The sequence below is a fragment of the Vibrio zhanjiangensis genome, assembly GCF_030161235.1.
GTDB classification, from domain to species: Bacteria; Pseudomonadota; Gammaproteobacteria; order Enterobacterales; family Vibrionaceae; genus Vibrio; species Vibrio zhanjiangensis.
This window is the reverse complement of record NZ_BSPW01000024.1, coordinates 66573-85135: the sequence shown is the minus strand read 5'-3', so window position 1 is coordinate 85135 and position 18563 is coordinate 66573. Positions and strand designations below refer to the sequence as shown.

Genomic DNA, 18563 nt, shown 5'->3' with positions numbered 1-18563 from the left:
TAGTCCGATTTTCATCATAGAGTTCAAGGCGTTTAATAACGCCGATTTTGATAGTAAAACCATTATGAGTATTGAGTACTATCACTTAAATCCACCACCCGATGGCAATGGGCTAATGTTGATAAACGATGCGCTATGCTAATAACGGTTCGGCCTTTGGTGATTTCGGGTAGGCGCGAAACAATGGCCGCTTCGGACTCATAATCGAGCGCACTGGTGGCTTCATCGAGGATCAATATTCTGGGGTTGGTCATTAACGCACGCGCCAACGCGATTCTTTGCCTTTGCCCGCCAGAAAGACGACTGCCGCCTTCTCCAACTTGTGAGTTATAACCTCCAGATAGCTCGATAATAAACTCATGAGCGCCCGCCAATTTAGCCGCGTGAATGACTTCTCCGTCTGTGGCATTGGGCACACATTGCTTAATGTTATCGGCAATGGTTCCACCAAATAGGCAACTTTCTTGAAGCACGACACTCATGTTGCGCCTTAGCTCAACAGGATCAGCGATAGCGAGATCCATACCATCAACCAGCACTTGGCCTGAATCTGGCGTATATAGTCGCTGCAACAACTTAGTTAAAGTACTCTTACCACATCCAGAGCGACCCGTGATCCCGACAAACTCCCCTGCTTTGATGGTCAAGCTGAGATTTTTCAATACTTCAGGAGAGTCTGTGTCGTAACGAAAACGAACTTGATGGAAAGCCACTTGACCTTTCATTTGAGGGATCGAGGCTAAACCTTCACTACCTGCTTCTTGAGGCTCATCTAATATATCCCCAACGCGGCGCAGTGAAATTAGGGTGTGTTGAAAATCTTGCCAAACCTGAGCTAAGCGTAAAATAGGCTGGGTAACTTGACTTGCCAACATGTTAAACGCCACTAACTCACCGGGTGAGAGTTCACCTTCTAAAACCAGTTTTACCCCCCACCAAAGCGTTAGTGCAGCAGTAAATTTTTGGATCAGACCAATACCTTGCTCCGCCCAAATCGAAACGACCCGAGCGTGAAAACCTGCTTTAAGCTGCCTCGCCAAGTTAGCTTGCCAACGCTTTTCAAAACTGCGTTCCAACGCATTGGTTTTGACCGTTTCAATTCCAGTTACCGATTCGGTCAGAAAAGCCGTATTGTCTGCCGTCGCTTCATAGTCTTTGGTGACTTTAGCGCGTAAAGCTGGTCCCACAGCTAACCAAAATAGAAAGTACAACACCAAAGAGCCAAGCACGACCCAAGTCAGCAGCGGTGCATAGGCAAATAAGACCGCAATAAACACCCCGATAAAAATTAAGTCGAGCACCATGGTCAACGCAGAGCCGGAGAGAAATTGGCGAATTTGGTCCATTTCACGCACTCTGGCGGTAATTTGCCCTGTTTGCCTACGGTCAAAATAACTCAGGGGTAAGGCAATTAAGTGCGAATAAAGCCTTGCACTAAGATCGGCATTCAGCTTGCTGGCAAGATTGGCATACATCCAGCTGCGCATATAGTTAAATAAGGGCTCAAAAATTGCCATGCCCAACAGGGCGATACCCAGAACATGCAAACTGGACACACTACGACTGACTAATACTCTGTCAATGACATTTTCAAATACAATCGGAGTTGCAAGCGCGATCAACTGAATAAAGAGTGACAACCAAATGACTTTCCTCGCTTGACTGACATGCTTTTTAAGGGCAGGTAAAAACCAGCGAAAACTGAAGGATGTCTGTGAAGCGGTTAACTCTCCGTCTGCAAGCAAATAGGTATTACCCTGCCAACTCGCCTGAAAGTCCTCGTGAGAATAACGTCGTACTTGATTGGTTCTAGCGCAATACAAGGTGACATCCGAATCTGTGGCCTTGAGCAAAACGTAAAATTGATTATCAAGCTCAACAATAGCGGGCAGCGGTGTGGTATTGAGCTGCTCGAATCGCAAACTGACTTGTTTCGCTTTAAGGCCAACCCACAACGCGCAGCGACACAATTGCGTCGAATCTAGCTCACTGACAGACTCTCCGAGTTTGTGCTGCAGATGATTTATTTCTACCGATTTATCAAAATGTTTCGCCACATAAGCAAGACAAAGTAAGCCCGTTGGCCGAATATGATGTTGAGGGTTCATTAGCGCTCCCTCATGGCTTCAGACTGATACTGCTGCAAAGGGCTTAGCAAGTAATCGATAATGCGGCGGGTTCCAGTTTTAATTTCAGCACTTAAGCTCATCCCCGCTCCAAGCGTTACCCATTTATCATTAACTAAAATTTGGTTGCTGCTGAGACGAATTCGAGCAGGAAACACATACCCTAGCTGCTCATCTTCTACCGCATCTTTGGATACGTGTAGTAGCTCGCCTGAAATGGTGCCGTATTTGGTGAAGGGAAAACTATCTATTTTGATTTCTACTGCTTGGCCTGCCATGACAAAGCCGATGTCTTTATTAAGAATATTGACCTCTGCTTCGAGATCGGCGCTTTCGGGCACGATAACCATCAAAGGCTCAGCGGGAGAGGCCACGCCACCTAGGGTATGAATACTCAGTTGCTGCACTACGCCATCTACTGGGGAGCGGAGCGCCTGAATGCGCTGGCGCTCACGAGCCTTGACAAGTTCTTGCTCAAGCTCTGCAATTCGACCATCAACCTGATTAAGCTCATCAAAATACTCTAGCCGCTTTTGAGCAATAAGCGTCTCTCTTTGTTCAACAAGACTTGCTGCCTGCGCGCTAAGTACCTCGGTTTGAGATTCTAAGTTACTCAAGTCGCGCTCTACATCTAATAGTTCTCTCTCTTGTTCTAATAACTCAACCCGAGCAATCGAGTTTGTTTCCATCAGTGCTTGACGCGCATTGAGTCGTGTAGTGATGTTTTGTTTAAGTTTATTGAGCGCCGCAATCGCTTGGCGGTTCGCTTTTAACTCTGCTCGATTAACATTCTGCTCAGCTTGAATTTTTTCCAGCAATTGAGTCGTTTCAGTGTACTCACTTTGCAAATGCTGACGGCTGATGGCAATCAGCTCACGATTGGCATCCCGCGTAGGGTTAAAGCGCTCTAATGGAGCGTCTGAGAGCAGCGCCTCAAGTCTCGACTTGTCCAACTGAAAACGAATTTTTTGCTCGGCCAATCGGCTCGACTCCGCATCGGCGCCCGCAGGGTTAAGCTGAATAAGAATATCGCCTTTGCGAACATATTGACCATTTCTAACATTAATCGCAATAACCTCACCTTGTTCTAACGCTTGTATAACTTTGCTATGGCTCGACACCATAACCTTGCCTTGTGCGTTTGCATGGATGTCGAGCTGGCCAATAATCGACCAAACCAAGGTCACCAGCAAGAATGTCGCAATGGTAAAGGCCACACGTCTAGACCAAGGCGAAGGCGGTTTTTCAATCACTTCGAGATAAGCAGGTAAAAACTCGTATTCATGTTGGGGGCGTTTTGGCGATTGAGGCTCACGCTTTTGGGCTTTGAGTGCCATTTTTATTGTATTTATTATTGTATTTATCATTGCACTTGCTCACTCACTTTAGTTTCCTGTTGTTTTGATTGCTGTATATGCCAGAGTCTGGCGTAACATCCTTTTTGCTCGAGTAATTGCTCATGGGTGCCAAGCTCTGTGACTTCACCTTGTTCAATGACGGCAATACAATCGCATCTCCGAACCGCCGATAAACGGTGCGCGACCGTTATGACGGTTCTGCCACGCGAAATAGCTGCCATATTTCGATTCACCACTTGTTGAGATTCTTCATCTAGCGCACTCGTGGCTTCATCTAAGATCAATATTCTTGGTTTGGTCATTAAGGCTCTGGCGATCGCGATGCGCTGCTTTTGGCCTCCAGATAAAGAGGAGCCGCCTTCTGCTAGCAAGGTGTCATACCCTTTGGGCATTTTGATAATGAATTCATGAGCACCAGCAAGCTTGGCAGCTTCGACCACCTGCTCAAAAGAGGCTGTTGGCCTACGAATGGCAATGTTTTCACGCACACTGCGGTGAAATAGGTAGTTTTCTTGTAACACCACACCTATATTTTTTCTCAGCGCTGATGATGACCATTGGTTAATTGGAACACCATCAATCAATACATGGCCTTTTTCCGCCAAGTAGAGCTTTTGAATCACGCGAGTGATGGTACTTTTTCCTGATCCAGAAGGCCCTACTAGACCGATTGATTCGCCTGGGCGAATGTCCAAGCTCAGTCCTTTTAACACTGGGGCTAATTGAGGCTGGTATCGAAACCACACGTGGCGAAACTGTATATGACCCTGAAAAGGCTGACTTGATGCATGTCGGCCCATTTCCTGCTCTGCTGGCAAATTGAGCATTTCACCAAGGTTATTGACAGCAACTCGAGTTTGGATAAATTGCTGCCAAAGCTCAACTAGCTTGGCGAGTGGCTGACTGACATGGTTGACCATCATGTTAAACGCAATCAACTGGCCTATGGTCAGCTCCAGTGACATCACCATCTGTGCGCCAATCCAAAGCACACCGACCGTCGTTAGCTTCTGAACTAATGTGACCCATTGACTGATTTGAGCTTGATAACTTTGACGAGAAAAGTTTGCTTCGACCAGCTCTTGAGTTTGCCCTTCCCACTTTCTTTCAAATCTAGGCTCGATAGCAAGGCTTTTGACTGTTTCTACGCCATTAAGCGACTCAGTCAAAAAACCCGTATTTTTAGCGCCGCAGCTGAACTGATGCTCAATACGCTGTTTAAGAGAACCGGAGCTTACCCATGCGATAAACGCATATACTGGCAGTGTTGCGATAACTAACCAAGTTAACGGCGCGCAGAGGTAGAACATCACACCGACAAATACAAAGGTAAAGCTGACATCCACTAGTAACGTTAGCGCCGCGCCAGTCAGAAGATTGCGAATACTGTCCAGTTCTCTTACCCGAGTGACGATGGCTCCTACATGCCGGTTTTTAAAATAAAGTAAAGGCAGGCCGAGTAAATGTTTAAATAACTTAACACCGAGCCGTATATCGATTCGTGTTGTTGTATGAGCCAACAAATATTCTCTTAACCCTTTTAGGGTCACTTCAAACAAACCAACCACAAGCAATGCCACAACTAACACATCAAGGGTGGATAGCGCATTATGAACCAAGACCTTATCCATAATGACTTGAAAAAATAGCGGTAGGATCAGAGCTAGCAATTGAAGTAAGAGTGAGAAAAACAGCACCTCTCCCAAGAGCTTTCGGTGGCGAACAAACTCAGGGATAAACCAACGAATATCAAACTTACCCCCACTTTGATGATACTGAATAGTCTGACCCGCCCACTGCTGTTTTAAGTCTTGTCTTGAAATCACTTCCGGTATCGGCTTGTCCACCTTTTGGATCAAAGCCTGATCTTCTGACAGCCGAGCCAGAACCACAAACTGTCCATCCTTGGTTTGATAGACAAGAGGAAGGTGGGCAGTCGTTAGCTTTTCTTGGCTGAGTTTTTTTAATCTCAGTTGGCCATCTGTTTTAAGTGAGGCTGCTTTTAGCCAGTTTTTTAGGCCATTTCCCTGCGGCTGAGTAGGAAGCGAGCATGTGATGCCCATTAACCGCAATAATATCTGAGAACTTTCTACCGCACTTTGAAAAAATGCGTCCGTCTTGGAATAGGCTGCGCCCATAAATTGGAATGTTTTAATGTTATTATTGTATATTCGGGAGGTTACACACCTAGCTCAAACCATTCAAGATGAATATTATAAAAAGCCATTTATGAGTGGATTCAAAAATGGCACTAAGCCCAAATAGACTAGAGTGCCACAAAAAATTAGTACAAAAATAATCACCAATTATGTACTTTATTTAACCTTGATTTCTGGTTAATTGATCACGCAAGTTTGGTGGCGTGCCTTTAATCGTTAAAGTGTCAGTTTCTGGGTCGTAAAAAATACGTTCACCGAGCAGCAGGCTATCAAAACTCATATTAAGTCCACCTCCAGCGCCGACATACTTGGTTAGCTTTCGAACCGCCGTTCGGTCAGCAGGAAAACTGTCTTCTAACTCATAACCTTGCTTTTGGGTAAAATCATGAAAGCTTGTACCGTCGTGTGTGGGTGGCAGTTCGCCCGATAGTTCTTTAATCTGAACTTCGTCCCCCGTTTTGATTTGCTCTTTGCAATAATCAGCCACTTGTTTTTTGTAGTTTATAACCTCTTCTTTCTCGAGCTTAGAGTCCGAACAAAAATCTTCCACAGCTTGGATCAATACTTGATTTTGTAGTTTGGTATCCAAACCAGCTTCTGCCTGTAGAAAGTCCATAAAGAAGTCGGCTACCTTACGCCCCACACGACCCTTGATGTAGGCCAAATAACGATTGGAGTCTTTATCAGTTTCATAGCTGGTCAAATCAATACGAGCCGCAATATCCATTTTATTGAGATCCAAATAATCCGTAGCACTGATATCTAGCCCCTCAGTTACCTTTAGACTTTGGTTAGATGGCACTAACGCAACAAACAAATAATCGGTTGCCAACGACTGATATTGTGCAATCACCAAAATACCGTCATCTGCAAAAGGATATTTACCTAACTCATTTTTGAGACGAGTGGCACTAAGCTGAGAAAAATCATAGAAATTTCTTTCACCCTTACAAAGTTCATGCAACCAGATTTGAAATTCACTGTCAGACTTAAAACAACCAAAGCCTTTACCCGCTTTGGAATTGAAGACTCTGTGAAGCTCAGCGACTAAATTTTCAGTGGATGTGTCGTTTTCTAGACATTCCGTTCTAAAGTTAACAATAAGCTCGTCGGAGTCATTTTTTCGTAACTGGTGCAAAATTACATTTGAAAGATGAAGGCTCATGATAAATTTTTATCGTCGTGTAGGTTTCAGTTGCGGGGCATTGTAGGTTATCATAAGTCGCTTTACTATCACCATTAGAGTCTTTATGCCGATCACATCTAAATACAGCGATGACAAAATTGAAACCATCTTATCAGAGGTTGCTGTTGTTCTGGACAAATACGGTGCTGGCCCTGAATTATCTTTGATGATTGCAGGCAATATCGCTACCAATGTCTTAAATCAAAATGTTAGTGCTTCACAACGCAAAGCACTTGCTGAAAAATTTGCTCAGGCACTGTTGTCTTCTATTGAAGAAAACACTCACTAGAATAACAAACGGACAATAGAACAATACATGGTAGATAACGGAAACACATACGGTGAACGCGTTTCGCGTCTAGTTGGTTGGGGGCATTGGTTTGCCTTCTTCAATATCATAGCCGCCATGCTAATTGGCACCCGTTATATCACTGAATCTCCTTGGCCAGAGACTTTACTTGGCCAATTTTATCTCGCAATATCTTGGGTGGGACATTTTGGCTTCCTTGTATTTGCGCTTTATCTGCTGGTTTTATTTCCGCTGACATTCTTAATACCATTTCGTAAACTCTTCCGATTGGTTGCGGTCTGTTTTGCGACCATAGGTTTGACGGTATTGCTTGTTGACACTCAGGCTTACCAGAAGATAAATCTCCACCTTACTCCTGTTGTTTGGGAAGTACTATTTAATGACGAAGGCAGTACCATTAGCATCGACCTTCAACACTTATTTGTCGTTTTACCCCTGATCTTTCTTCTGCAATTATCGCTGTCCGAGTGGGTTTGGAGAAAACAGCGACGTCTTTCCCACAAACATGTTGGCAGGCCAATCGCGGCACTATTTTTTGTCAGCTTTATCGCTAGCCATCTGATTTATGTCTGGGCGGATGCTTACTTCTATAATCCAATTACCGTCCAAAAAGCAAACTTCCCACTCTCGTATCCTATGACAGCAAAGTCTTTTATGGAGCGACACGGCTTGCTTGATCGACAAGAATATTTGCAGCGCTTAAAAGAGAGTCAAGCTCAAACCGAGCTGGTGCGCTATCCACTTGAGAAACTTGAGTTTAACCGCCGTACAAACTCGCTCAATATTCTGGTTGTTAGTGTCAACAACTTGCGAAGCGATGTGATGACACCTGAATATATGCCAAACGCGGCAAATTTTGCCACGCAGAACTTATCTTTTACCAATCATTACAGCTCAAGTAATGACACTTTTGGTGTCTTTGGCCTATTTTACGGTTTGCCAAGCAGCTACGTTAGCAGCATTAAAATGCAAGGTTCTCGGCCGATACTCCTAGATACTTTGCTTGATAAGGACTACAGTTTTGGTCTTTTTAGCGGCGATAACTTTGATGATGACTTATACGGCGAAACCATTTTCCGGGGGCTTAACTTTACAGGTATTGCATTTAATGATGCCAATTCACCAGATACGCAAGCGATAAATGTGTGGGCCGATTGGGTTGAACAACGTAAGAAAAATCCATGGTTTAGTTTTATTGAGCTAACAACCGTTGATAACTTCAGCACTTATGATGACAAAGGTAACCACTCAGCAGTAGATAAGCTACAAAATGGATATCATGCCTCTGCCGCCAAAGCCGACGAAGAACTGGGGATATTGTTCGATAAAATCGAGCAACTTGGAATCAGCGAATCAACCGTCGTGATCCTCACGTCGAATCATGGCACTGAGTTCAACGAAACAAAAACCAACAGCTGGGGCTCTAACAGCAACTACAGCCGTTACCAACTCCAAGTCCCCATGGTTATTCACTGGCCGGGTAAAGTGCCGACTACTTATGACCACAGAACAAGTCACCTTGATTTGTCTGTTACCCTATTACAGGATTTATTGGGAGTATCCTCTAATCCTTCTGATTTTAGTAGTGGACAAAATTTATTCGATGAAAGCCCTAGAAAATGGATTCTTGCTGGCGGAACCCGAGAGCTAGCCCTAATAACCAACAAAGATACAACGGTAATCGACAAATTTGGTAACTACAAACTATACGATGGAAACTACCAGCGTTTGCAAGATAAAAACCCTACTTTACCTGTATTAATGCAGGGTTTAACTGAATTGCAGCGTTTTTATGCGAAAAGTAACTAAAACCTTATCTTAGTATTTGACCCAAAGAAAAAAAATAGGTACATTACTCGCATCGGACTGTAGCGCAGCTTGGTAGCGCACCGTCATGGGGTGTCGGGGGTCGGAGGTTCAAATCCTCTCAGTCCGACCATACACCTAGAAAAAGAGAGCTTTGGCTCTCTTTTTTGCTATCTAGTGCAGATACTTCCGCTACTCATCCGAAGCCGTTTTCTCCCTCGACTTTTAATCGCTTATTCTCTCCATTCAAAAGCAATCACTTACAGATAACATATCAAGGCACTGAGCAAGTTCTTATTGGATAAAATGTGGTAATGTTTCAGCTTACAGATAAGCAATAATATTCATATGAGTCATGACTAAAATGTTGAAACAATTACTCAAAATCACAGCAATTATCCTAGCAATTCTTGGCATTAATCAGCAAAGTCTTGCCAATGAACGTAGCTATATTCTCGCAACTGCATCCACCGGAGGCACTTACTATCCTGTTGGCGTCGCGCTCGCCACCTTAAGCAAAGTCAAACTTGCCCCCACGCAACATTTCTCTCTAGCGGCCATTAGCTCAGCAGGATCAGGCGAAAACATCAAACTACTGAACGACAATCAAGCGCAATTTGCGATTCTTCAGGGACTCTATGGTGCTTGGGCATGGCAAGGTAAAGGCCCTTATGAGAAAGCCGGAAGCCAAACTCAGTTGCGCTCGGTTTCCATGCTTTGGCAAAACGTTGAACATTTTATTGTTCGCTCTGATCTTGCTTCAACAGGCACTATATCCGACCTCATTCAGCTCAAAGATAAAAAATTCTCCATCGGCAAAAAAAGCTCCGGAACTGAGAATTCAGGCAGACAAATCATGCAAAGCTTGGCGATAGACCCAGAAAAATTTAAGCTTGCGTATATGGGCTATGGCAGCAGTGCCAGTGCGCTGCAAAATGGCACTATCGATGGTATGAACACCCCCGCAGGAATACCTGTTGGCGCTGTAACCCAAGCTTTTGCGGCTTTGGGTGAAGAAATTAAGATCCTATCTTTTACCGATGAGCAAATCAAACAAGCCAATCAGCAATATAACATCTGGTCGAAATACGAAATACCGGCCAACACCTACCCGAGTGTCAACCAACCCGTCACAACCATTGCGCAGCCTAATTTTCTAGCCGTACGCGAAGACGTTTCTGAAGAAGATGTCTACCAGTTAACCAAAGCCATTTATGAAAACTTGCCTTTCTTACAAGGCATTCATAAAGCGACGAAAGTGATGGAGCTAGAAAGAGGTGCCTCTGGGCTCCCTATTCCCTTGCACCCCGGTGCCGCACGTTATTATCGTGAAATGGGTATCGAGCTATCACCTGAGCTCGTTGTTCGCTGAGCCCTTTTGGGTCATTTCCAAGCGAGGTGAATATGGACACCAATAATGCGATGCAGCAAGAGCTGCAAAAGTTTGAACTTTCTACCCGTAGCCACTTACCCATGAAGTGCACCAGCTTATTTTGTGTCGCACTATCGTTAGGCCACATTTGGTTTAACCTTACGGCAAACCTACCTGAACTATGGTCTTCAGCCATTCACTTTGGTGGCTTTGCGATAATATGCACGCTACTCTACCCCGCTCATCCTTCTCTCAAACCAAGTAAGATTGCGCTTTGGATTGATGTGCTTCTTATTATCTCGATTATCAGCTGTGTGCTTTATCTTCCTTTTGGTGAGGACGAGCTCTATGAAAGAGGGATGCACTTTATCACCAGCGATTGGGTATTTTCACTGCTGGCAATTGCGATTGTTACTGAGCTGATACGCCGAACCATGGGCTGGTTTATTCCCGTGTTGATCATCCTATGTTTGAGCTATGTGGTTTGGTGGGGAGACTGGGCGACAGGTTTGTTCCACTTTCCGGGGCTGAGCGCTGAAACTCTGCTTTATCGCAGCTTCTATTCATCAGAAGGTATGTTTGGCCCGATTTCGCGTATCAGTTGGTCTTTTGTGTTTATGTTCATCTTATTTGGCGCATTTTTAGTCCGCTCCGGTGTCGGTGACTATATCATTGCACTGGCGAAAGCTGCCGCAGGAAAAATCATTGGCGGCCCTGGCTTTGTTGCCGTGCTGGGCTCAAGCTTAATGGGTTCAGTATCTGGCTCAAGTGTCGCCAACACAGTGTCAACAGGCGTTATTACTATTCCTTTGATGAAAAAAGCAGGCTTTCCCGCTCGGTTCGCCGCAGGAGTCGAAGCGGCCGCCTCAACTGGCGGGCAGCTTATGCCTCCAGTGATGGGTGCTGGCGCGTTTATTATTGCTTCCTATACGCAAGTGCCCTATGGAGACATCATTCTCGTGTCACTGCTACCCGCTGTGATTTATTTTTGTTCCGTCGCTTTTTTCGTTCGCATTGAAGCAAAACGCAGCGGCGTACAAAAGACATCCTCAGAAAGTCCTCCATTGATACAGGTACTTTTGTCTGGCTGGCACAACCTGATCCCACTTGTGGTGCTAGTCTTCTTGCTCATTAAGGGTTTTACGCCCACCTACGCAGCAGGCCTCGCAATACTCTCGGTTATTGGCTCTTCTTGGTTGTCCAAACACCACAAAATGGGACCCAAAGCGATATATGAGGCTCTCGCTCAGGGTGCAAAAAATATGGCGACGACGGCTGTCTTGCTAACAGGCATTGGCTTAGTCGTTAACGTAATAAGTACAACGGGAATAGGTAATACGTTTTCGCTGATGATCCAGCAATGGGCTAGCGGTGATTTACTCGTGATGATCGTTTTAATCGCACTTGCTTCGCTGATTCTAGGCATGGGACTACCCGTTACCGCCTCTTATATTGTGCTCGGTACACTCTCCGCACCCGCACTTTATCAACTGCTTGCAGAAAAACAGCTCATCGAGCTTCTTGTTACTGGTGAGCTGCCACAGCAAGCAAGTACCATCTTTATGATTAGCGCACCCGGTAAAGTCGGTTTACTGAACGCTCCTATGTCACTTGAAATGGCTCAGAGCCTACTTGCATCGGTTCCAGTAGACTTTATGCCAACCTTGTACGAGCAGAGTTTAGGAATGGAATCGATTACCTTAGCATTACTCTCTGCACACCTGATTATTTTCTGGTTATCACAAGACAGTAATGTTACGCCACCTGTGTGTTTAACCGCCTTTGCCGCTGCAACCATTGCCCGCACCCCGCCAATGCGCACTGGCTTTACCGCTTGGAAGATTGCCAAAGGTTTGTATCTTGTACCATTGCTGATCGCCTATTCCAATATCATTACTTGGGATTTTGTATTTATTATTGAGGCTGGCATCTTCGCAATCCTAGGCACTTATGCCTTTGTTGGTGCACTAGAGGGCTATTTGGAAGGCGATATTACACCGCTGCATCGACTACTCTTAATTGCCCTTGGCCTGATACTTGTTTGGCCACAGATACCGCTGGTGATTAAGATCGGTGGCACAATGATACTGTTTGGTGTTGTGTCATACAGTCATCAAAAACACAAAGCGCTATCACTGACACCAAACACCTCGTCTTGAACACGAAAAGTGCAGCGTTTGCACTGCACTTTTCATCTCCAATTTAGCCCAGTTAGGTAATTTCTAAGCGAATATTCGCATATTCTGCTCATAATTAAAGCAATCAATAAAATTAGGGGTTTACAACAAATTCCAACCTCTATATTATGCGCTTCAGCAACGGAGAGATGGCTGAGTGGTTGAAAGCACCGGTCTTGAAAACCGGCATACGTTAATAGCGTATCTAGGGTTCAAATCCCTATCTCTCCGCCACATTCTAAGCCCCAGTCGAAAGACTGGGGCTTTTTCATTACCGAGTAAGGTTAAGGTGGCGAGTTAACATAGCAAATTGCGACAAACGGGCCGCTCAAAAACGTTATTTAGACCCTCTTTAGAACAAGACGATTGTCCCTAACGTTACTTGGGCCAACTGCTGAGCACCTCTGCTTCATATTTAGCTATCATGGTGTCCAGCTCACCGCTGTCTCTTAGCTCAATAATTTTTTTGTTAATAATCGGAACCAGTTCAGCATGATCTTTGTGGATATAATGATAAAGTTCCAGTTTAGCTAGAGGAGGCCCAACCAGCTCTATCTTATTCTCACCTAATTTTTGAGCAAGCAGACGACCAAGTAGAGGGTTTGTTAGTGCAATTTGCGCTCGCCCACTAGACACAGATTGCATCATAAAGTCCGGGCTATCAACAATTTCGATGTTGCTCTTTTTCATGTCTTGAGTTATTTCAGCGGTGTGCTTAACCCCTCGAATAATAACCACTTTGTACCGGTTTAACTCTTGTTTATTGTTTATCTTGATTCCACTATTGCTCAGTGCGTACCCTACCGTTTTAAGAGAATAATAGGCCGTTGGAACACGAATAACATTGGGTGTTTGGTCGCCATACCCCCATATCCGAGCGATTTCACCGGCCACCTTGCCTGCATTTGCAGCACTTTGCGCTCTCAATCCTGGTAGCGGCTTAACCTCTATATAGTCACCAAGTTGACCATATATTTCAGTCATAATTTTGGCACTAATCACCTGTTCAGGCAGGTTTTCTATTGAAGCAAACGTGTATTCTTCTGCGTGTGTACTCGATAAATAGCTAATCAGTCCAACGGCGACCAATAATATTTTCTTTATTATGTCCATGTGCTATCACTGTAATTCAGTCAATAGAGAAGTAATAGTAGATGAACTGACCCGTGGTCAAACACACTGCCCTTTTTATCTACCAAAGCAGGATATATAACCACGTAAACAGTGCAAAAAGTAAAGCAATAAGCACGGAAGCTGAGCCGATATCTTTGGCGCGTCCGCTAAGCTCCGACCACTCACTGCCTATTCTATCCACGACCGCTTCTACTGCAGAATTTAGCAACTCTACGATCACAACTAAAACAAGCGTTCCTATCATAAACAGTTGCTCTAGTTGATTAACGGGGAGAAAAAAAGTCAACGATATTAAGATAACCGATAGCATCACTTCCTGTCTGAATGCCGCCTCGTGCTGCCAAGCTGCCTTCAAGCCTTGCATTGAATATAAAGTGGCATAAAGTATTCGGGCTATCCCTTTTCTTCCGGGTTTCATAACTGCGATTCTTATTAATTTAGGTTTTTGGCTAATGAGTCACTTTCAAACATGAAAAAGTGACTCATTCGTAATGAGCTCGATTTATCCTTTAGCTAAGGAAAATAGAGGACGTATCACAACAAAACGTACCAACGCAGGCTTGGCTAATTGGTATCTTTTGCTGTGTAGAAATCTTCATTAAACGCAAGACTTCCCCACATGGCATTTGCATGAGCTCGATTAATAATGGCTTTGTCGACATCATGAGAAACCAAAGAATGTGATTCACTATCGTAGAGATAGGTTGAAATGCCCTGCTCAGGCTGCAAGACAACCACTTGATTATCAGCAGTTAGCCAGCCAAAATTTTTATCTCGCTGCATCATTGCTCGCTGCTTTTCTTGCGGTACATCTTGGGTCAAATCATGGCCTATCATAGGATTTTGGCTACTAATACCTGCCAAAGACAACAATGTCGGCGCCAAATCAATCTGGCTCACTAAACGATCGTCTTTACGCGCTTCAATATCACCACCAAATATGACTGCAGGAATATGGAAGTATTCGACAGGAATAGGCTTATTCCCCGAAGTTCGCGCATCATGGTCAGCGACAACGACAAAGACTGTGTTATCCCAATAGTTAGACTGTTTCGCCTTTTCAATAAACTGCCCTAAGGCATAATCAGCATATTTTACCGCATTTTCAACTGTCTGACTTGGCTGGTTATATAACGATATTGAACCTTCAGGAAACTCAAATGGGCTATGATTAGATGAACTAAATACTAAGCTAAAAAATGGTTTTCCTTGGTTAGACATCTTGGAGAATTCTTGGTCAGCTTTTGCAAATAAATCTTCATCAGAAGCCCCCCAAGATCCGACAAATTTAGGATTAGAGAAAGTGGCAAAGTCCTGCATGTCGGTGAAGCCATTACCAAGAAAGAAAGATTTCATATTATCGAAATGACTTTCCCCACCGTAAATAAATTGGGTGTGATAACCAAGATTTTCCAACAGACCTGCAATGGTAAAAAAGTTCGTTTGACTCTTGCCCAATTTCACCACCGATCGTGCCGGGGTTGGTGAGAAACCAGTCGTGACTGCCTCGATTCCACGCACAGAACGAGTACCTGTGGCGTACATACGAGTAAATGCCCAACCTTCTTCAATCGCTTTATCCATATTTGGCGAAAGATCGAGACCGCCCAGACTCTTAACATATCGTGCGCCATGACTTTCCATTAACAGTATGACAATGTTTTTAGGTTGTCCTTGGTAAGTCGCGATATGTTTCACCAACGAAGGTTTGCTATCGCTGACAAAATCCTGTGACGCCACATTCATAGAAGCACGAACTTCAGCAATAACTTGCTGCTGATCCATTTTGGGATAAAAATCAAACGCACTGGCTTCTGATTTCATTTGCTTCGCCGCAAAAATCACTGAGTATGAAGAATTCAAACTCAGATCATTCATTAGCGGATCTCCAGAAAACGCAACCATAGCGGGATTCATAGGACGGTGACCTAGAGAAGAGCGAGCGCCCAATATACCAATTGCTACGATAAACACTGCAATCACAGGACGCCAATACCATTTCGGGTATCGAAGGCCCGTCACTAAGCTTTTACTCCATCGCCAGCCCAAAACAACCGTGGCAACACTGACGACAAGCCCAATGAATAATTCCAGTTTGTAGCCAGACCATAGCATGCCAAATACTTCTTTAGGGTATACAAGATATTCAATAAACAGGCGGTTGGGACGCAAGTCGTATTCAATAATAAAGGGGGGCGTAGCCACTTCCATGTAGACGACTATCCACAAACCAAGCGTAATCCAAATCCTAAGAACCCAACTCCAAATCCGACCAACCCAATGTTCGCCAGCAAGCAGAGCAGACAAAAACGCAGGCAAAATAAATAGATAACAGATTGACGAGATATCCACTCGTAAACCACTTGCAAAGATATGACTCCATCCTTGTGCATCTGATACTCGATCAAAATGCCATAGTGCAAGCCCAAGGCGCGACAATGAAAATAGCGCAAGTAATACAATCGTAACCGAAACGACTGGATAAAGTGGCCCTGTAAGTGCCTTTAATCTGTTCAAAATAGTTTCCTGTGGATAGTTCAAGGGGAAAAATCAACCAAAGCGATAAGCTTGGTTTTCGTTGGAGTAGCGCTAATATTTCGCTGGAAAATAATATCAGCTAAGTACTCACACAACCTTAATATGACTCTCTTTTTTATCAAAGGTTGCTGGGTAATTTACAAATAATTAATGTCATCCTGTTCACCCTGAATATAACTGCCTAGATGGGTAGAAAATTGTTTGTTATCGATAAGGTCAAGCAGCTTATGCGCAAGCTCTTTGGGATATATGCGTTTTTCGGCTAATTCAGACAACGGCACCCATTCTACCTTTTGGATGTAATGCTCATCGTTTAATCCAGCAAGATTGTTAAGGTGGGGGTCACCGCGATAACTTGTCACATGGTAAAACAGCTCACAGTGGTAGCGATTTTTCTCTGTTTCTAAAAACTCGCGCACGCAAACGAGAGAGCCTACTTCAATATCTAAGCCAGCTTCTTCTTTAAACTCTCTGACTAAACACGCTTTGGAGCTTTTATCCCCTTCTTCTAAGCCACCGCCGGGCGGCACCCAATATTCGCCTGTGAAGTCTTTGACTTTTAGCAGCAATATGGCGTGCTGATGGATAAGAATGCCTGCCGCTCTAATTCTTTGTTTCATGTCTTTTCTTCGCTCTTAGCATAAACCTCAAAGGCGGCATTCAATAGCTGCATATGAATGGGCACTAATTCACTGTGATCGTTTCGGTAGCCACCGCCTACCACACACGCAATAGGTATAGCGCGTTGTTTTGCCGTTTCAAACATGCGCTTATCGCGGGCAAAAATTGCTTCTGTGCTGATATTTAAATACCCAAGTTCATCGTCTTGGTGAATATCCACACCTGCATCATACAAAATCAAATCCGGCTGGTGACAGTTGATAGCCATTGTCACAACAGATTCAAACACACTCAAAAATTCTGGGTCTCCGGTGTCTCTTGGCAAGGCAATATCTATGTCCGAATCAGGCTTTCTGGCAGGAAAGTTCTTATCACAATGGAAAGAGAGAGTAACAATCGCTTGGTTGTCTTGACATAGGGTCGCGGTTCCATCGCCATGGTGGACATCACTGTCGACGATCAGCACCTTATCGATACCTTCCTGAAGCAGTGATCGTTTGGCAGCCAACACCAAATCATTAAGCAAACAAAAGCCGCTGCCATAATCATAATGTGCGTGATGGTAGCCGCCACTGAGATGAATAGCAACGCCACTCTTTAGTGCAAGCTCAGCGGTTAGACAGGTTCCCCCAGCAGAAGTCAGTGTACGTTCAATCAAGCGCTCACTCCAAGGAAAGCCAATTCGCCGCATGGGTGAAACCGCTAACGTTCCGGAAAAAAGCTGCTCTATGTAGCGCTTACAGTGGGTTTGCTCAACTTCTGCTCTTAACAGCGGCGTGGGCTGATGGTAGCAAAAAAGCGCTTGCCACTGGCTATCGCTTTGGCGCTTGGTTTCGATTGTTTGATAGAGGAGCCGATATTTGTGAATTGGATACCTGTGCCCATCAGGCAAAGGGAGTTTGGAATAAATTGGATGATAGATCAGTGGAATCATTAGGTTTTGTTGACCTTTTGGAGCAACTATCTGCGCATATTTTGATGCTTGGCATGGTAACAAGTTGTCACCCGATTGCAAAACATGCTTAAATTGATTTTGCTTAGAACAAGACGTCTTGTGTTTCATGATTCCCCTCCCCTAACGAAAAAGGATTACCCATGACTACAGTGGTTATTACTGGCGCGAACCGAGGTATAGGATTGAGTTTGGTTAAGCATTATCTTGCCAAAAATTATCAAGTACACGCAACCTATCGCTCACAAAGTCATGCCAGTGAACTGTTTAAGCTCGAACGTCCAAACTTGCATTGCCATCAGCTTGATGTGACGAATTATGCTCGTTACGAAACCCTAGCTAGCCAGCTTCCTGAAATAGATATTCTGATCAACAACGCTGGATATTATGGACCCAAAGGCTATGTGTTTGGTGAGACCGATATTGAAGAATGGCGTAAAGCACTGGAAATCAATACCATAGCTCCGATGAAATTGGTCGAAGCCCTCTATCCTAACCTTAAGAGAGGCTCATTGAAAAAGATCGCCTGTATCTCTTCTAAAATGGGTAGCATGGGCGACAACACATCGGGCGGTAGCTATATTTATCGTTCTTCAAAAGCAGCGCTCAATTCTATAGTGAAAAGCTTGAGCAACGATCTCGCCAGCCAAGACTTCACCGTACTGGCGCTTCACCCTGGATGGGTACTCACTGACATGGGCGGACCAAATGCGTTAATCAATACTGACACTTCTGTCACTGGCTTAATTGAGGTTATTGACTCTGCGACGACTGACCACTCTGGTGAGTTTATTAACTACGATGGTTCACCCTTGCCGTGGTGA

The 18563-nt window shown here is 44.4% G+C and carries 14 protein-coding genes and 2 tRNA genes; 7 read left to right on the top strand and 9 right to left on the bottom strand.

Features of this window, described 5'->3' with window-relative positions; all coding sequences use genetic code 11:
* Positions 1 to 62 precede the first annotated feature (62 nt).
* The 4 genes from QQK21_RS07145 to yejK all read right to left on the bottom strand — a co-directional run bounded on the left by QQK21_RS07145 (position 63) and on the right by yejK (position 6808).
* Positions 63 to 2108 carry a type I secretion system permease/ATPase gene (locus QQK21_RS07145; RefSeq protein ID WP_284191511.1) on the bottom strand — a complete coding sequence of 682 codons (2046 nt, stop codon included), beginning with the start codon at positions 2106 to 2108 and terminating at the stop codon, positions 63 to 65.
* Positions 2108 to 3493, bottom strand: coding sequence for an HlyD family type I secretion periplasmic adaptor subunit (locus tag QQK21_RS07140; protein ID WP_284191510.1), 1386 nt, complete (start codon positions 3491 to 3493; stop codon positions 2108 to 2110). Before QQK21_RS07140 ends, QQK21_RS07145 begins: the two co-directional genes overlap by 1 nt.
* Positions 3490 to 5547, bottom strand: coding sequence for a peptidase domain-containing ABC transporter (locus QQK21_RS07135; protein WP_284191509.1), 2058 nt, complete (start codon positions 5545 to 5547; stop codon positions 3490 to 3492). The genes QQK21_RS07140 and QQK21_RS07135 overlap by 4 nt, the downstream gene beginning before the upstream one ends.
* A 256-nt stretch (positions 5548 to 5803) precedes the next feature.
* Complete coding sequence (gene yejK / locus QQK21_RS07130) at positions 5804 to 6808, bottom strand: nucleoid-associated protein YejK (protein ID WP_284191508.1); 1005 nt, start codon at positions 6806 to 6808, stop codon at positions 5804 to 5806.
* 85 nt (positions 6809 to 6893) lie between these two features.
* Here yejK and QQK21_RS07125 point away from each other — a divergent pair, with 85 nt between their 5' ends.
* From QQK21_RS07125 to QQK21_RS07100, 6 genes are all read left to right on the top strand, one after another.
* Positions 6894 to 7118: a YejL family protein gene (locus QQK21_RS07125; protein ID WP_284191507.1), complete on the top strand. Its 225-nt coding sequence runs from the start codon at positions 6894 to 6896 to the stop codon at positions 7116 to 7118.
* Positions 7119 to 7145: 27 nt separating this feature from the next.
* Positions 7146 to 8948 (top strand): DUF3413 domain-containing protein, encoded by a 1803-nt coding sequence (locus tag QQK21_RS07120; RefSeq protein ID WP_284191506.1) that lies wholly within the window; start codon positions 7146 to 7148, stop codon positions 8946 to 8948.
* Positions 8949 to 9001: 53 nt separating this feature from the next.
* Positions 9002 to 9078, top strand: a tRNA-Pro gene (locus tag QQK21_RS07115).
* A gap of 231 nt (positions 9079 to 9309) precedes the next feature.
* Complete coding sequence (locus tag QQK21_RS07110; protein WP_284191505.1) at positions 9310 to 10317, top strand: TAXI family TRAP transporter solute-binding subunit; 1008 nt, start codon at positions 9310 to 9312, stop codon at positions 10315 to 10317.
* 32 nt (positions 10318 to 10349) lie between these two features.
* A complete protein-coding gene (locus tag QQK21_RS07105; protein WP_284191504.1) occupies positions 10350 to 12476 on the top strand; it encodes a TRAP transporter permease in 2127 nt (708 codons plus the stop codon).
* Positions 12477 to 12637: 161 nt separating this feature from the next.
* Positions 12638 to 12728: transfer RNA gene (locus tag QQK21_RS07100), tRNA-Ser, on the top strand.
* 144 nt (positions 12729 to 12872) lie between these two features.
* On the opposite strand, the gene QQK21_RS07095 is transcribed toward QQK21_RS07100, so the two are convergent.
* The 5 genes from QQK21_RS07095 to QQK21_RS07075 all read right to left on the bottom strand — a co-directional run bounded on the left by QQK21_RS07095 (position 12873) and on the right by QQK21_RS07075 (position 17721).
* Positions 12873 to 13607, bottom strand: a complete 735-nt coding sequence (locus tag QQK21_RS07095; RefSeq protein ID WP_284191503.1) for a substrate-binding periplasmic protein — start codon at positions 13605 to 13607, stop codon at positions 12873 to 12875.
* A gap of 79 nt (positions 13608 to 13686) precedes the next feature.
* Complete coding sequence (locus tag QQK21_RS07090; RefSeq protein WP_284191502.1) at positions 13687 to 14046, bottom strand: diacylglycerol kinase; 360 nt, start codon at positions 14044 to 14046, stop codon at positions 13687 to 13689.
* A 146-nt stretch (positions 14047 to 14192) separates the two neighbouring features.
* The gene (locus tag QQK21_RS07085) at positions 14193 to 16145 is read right to left on the bottom strand and encodes an LTA synthase family protein (RefSeq protein WP_284191501.1); all 1953 of its coding nucleotides are present in this window, start codon (positions 16143 to 16145) and stop codon (positions 14193 to 14195) included.
* A gap of 158 nt (positions 16146 to 16303) precedes the next feature.
* Positions 16304 to 16786, bottom strand: coding sequence for an NUDIX domain-containing protein (locus QQK21_RS07080; protein ID WP_284191500.1), 483 nt, complete (start codon positions 16784 to 16786; stop codon positions 16304 to 16306).
* Positions 16783 to 17721, bottom strand: coding sequence for a histone deacetylase family protein (locus QQK21_RS07075; protein ID WP_284191664.1), 939 nt, complete (start codon positions 17719 to 17721; stop codon positions 16783 to 16785). Before QQK21_RS07075 ends, QQK21_RS07080 begins: the two co-directional genes overlap by 4 nt.
* Positions 17722 to 17882: 161 nt before the next feature.
* On the opposite strand from QQK21_RS07075, the gene QQK21_RS07070 reads away from it, so the two are divergent.
* Entirely contained in the window at positions 17883 to 18563 is a 681-nt protein-coding gene (locus QQK21_RS07070) for an SDR family oxidoreductase (protein ID WP_284191499.1), read from the top strand.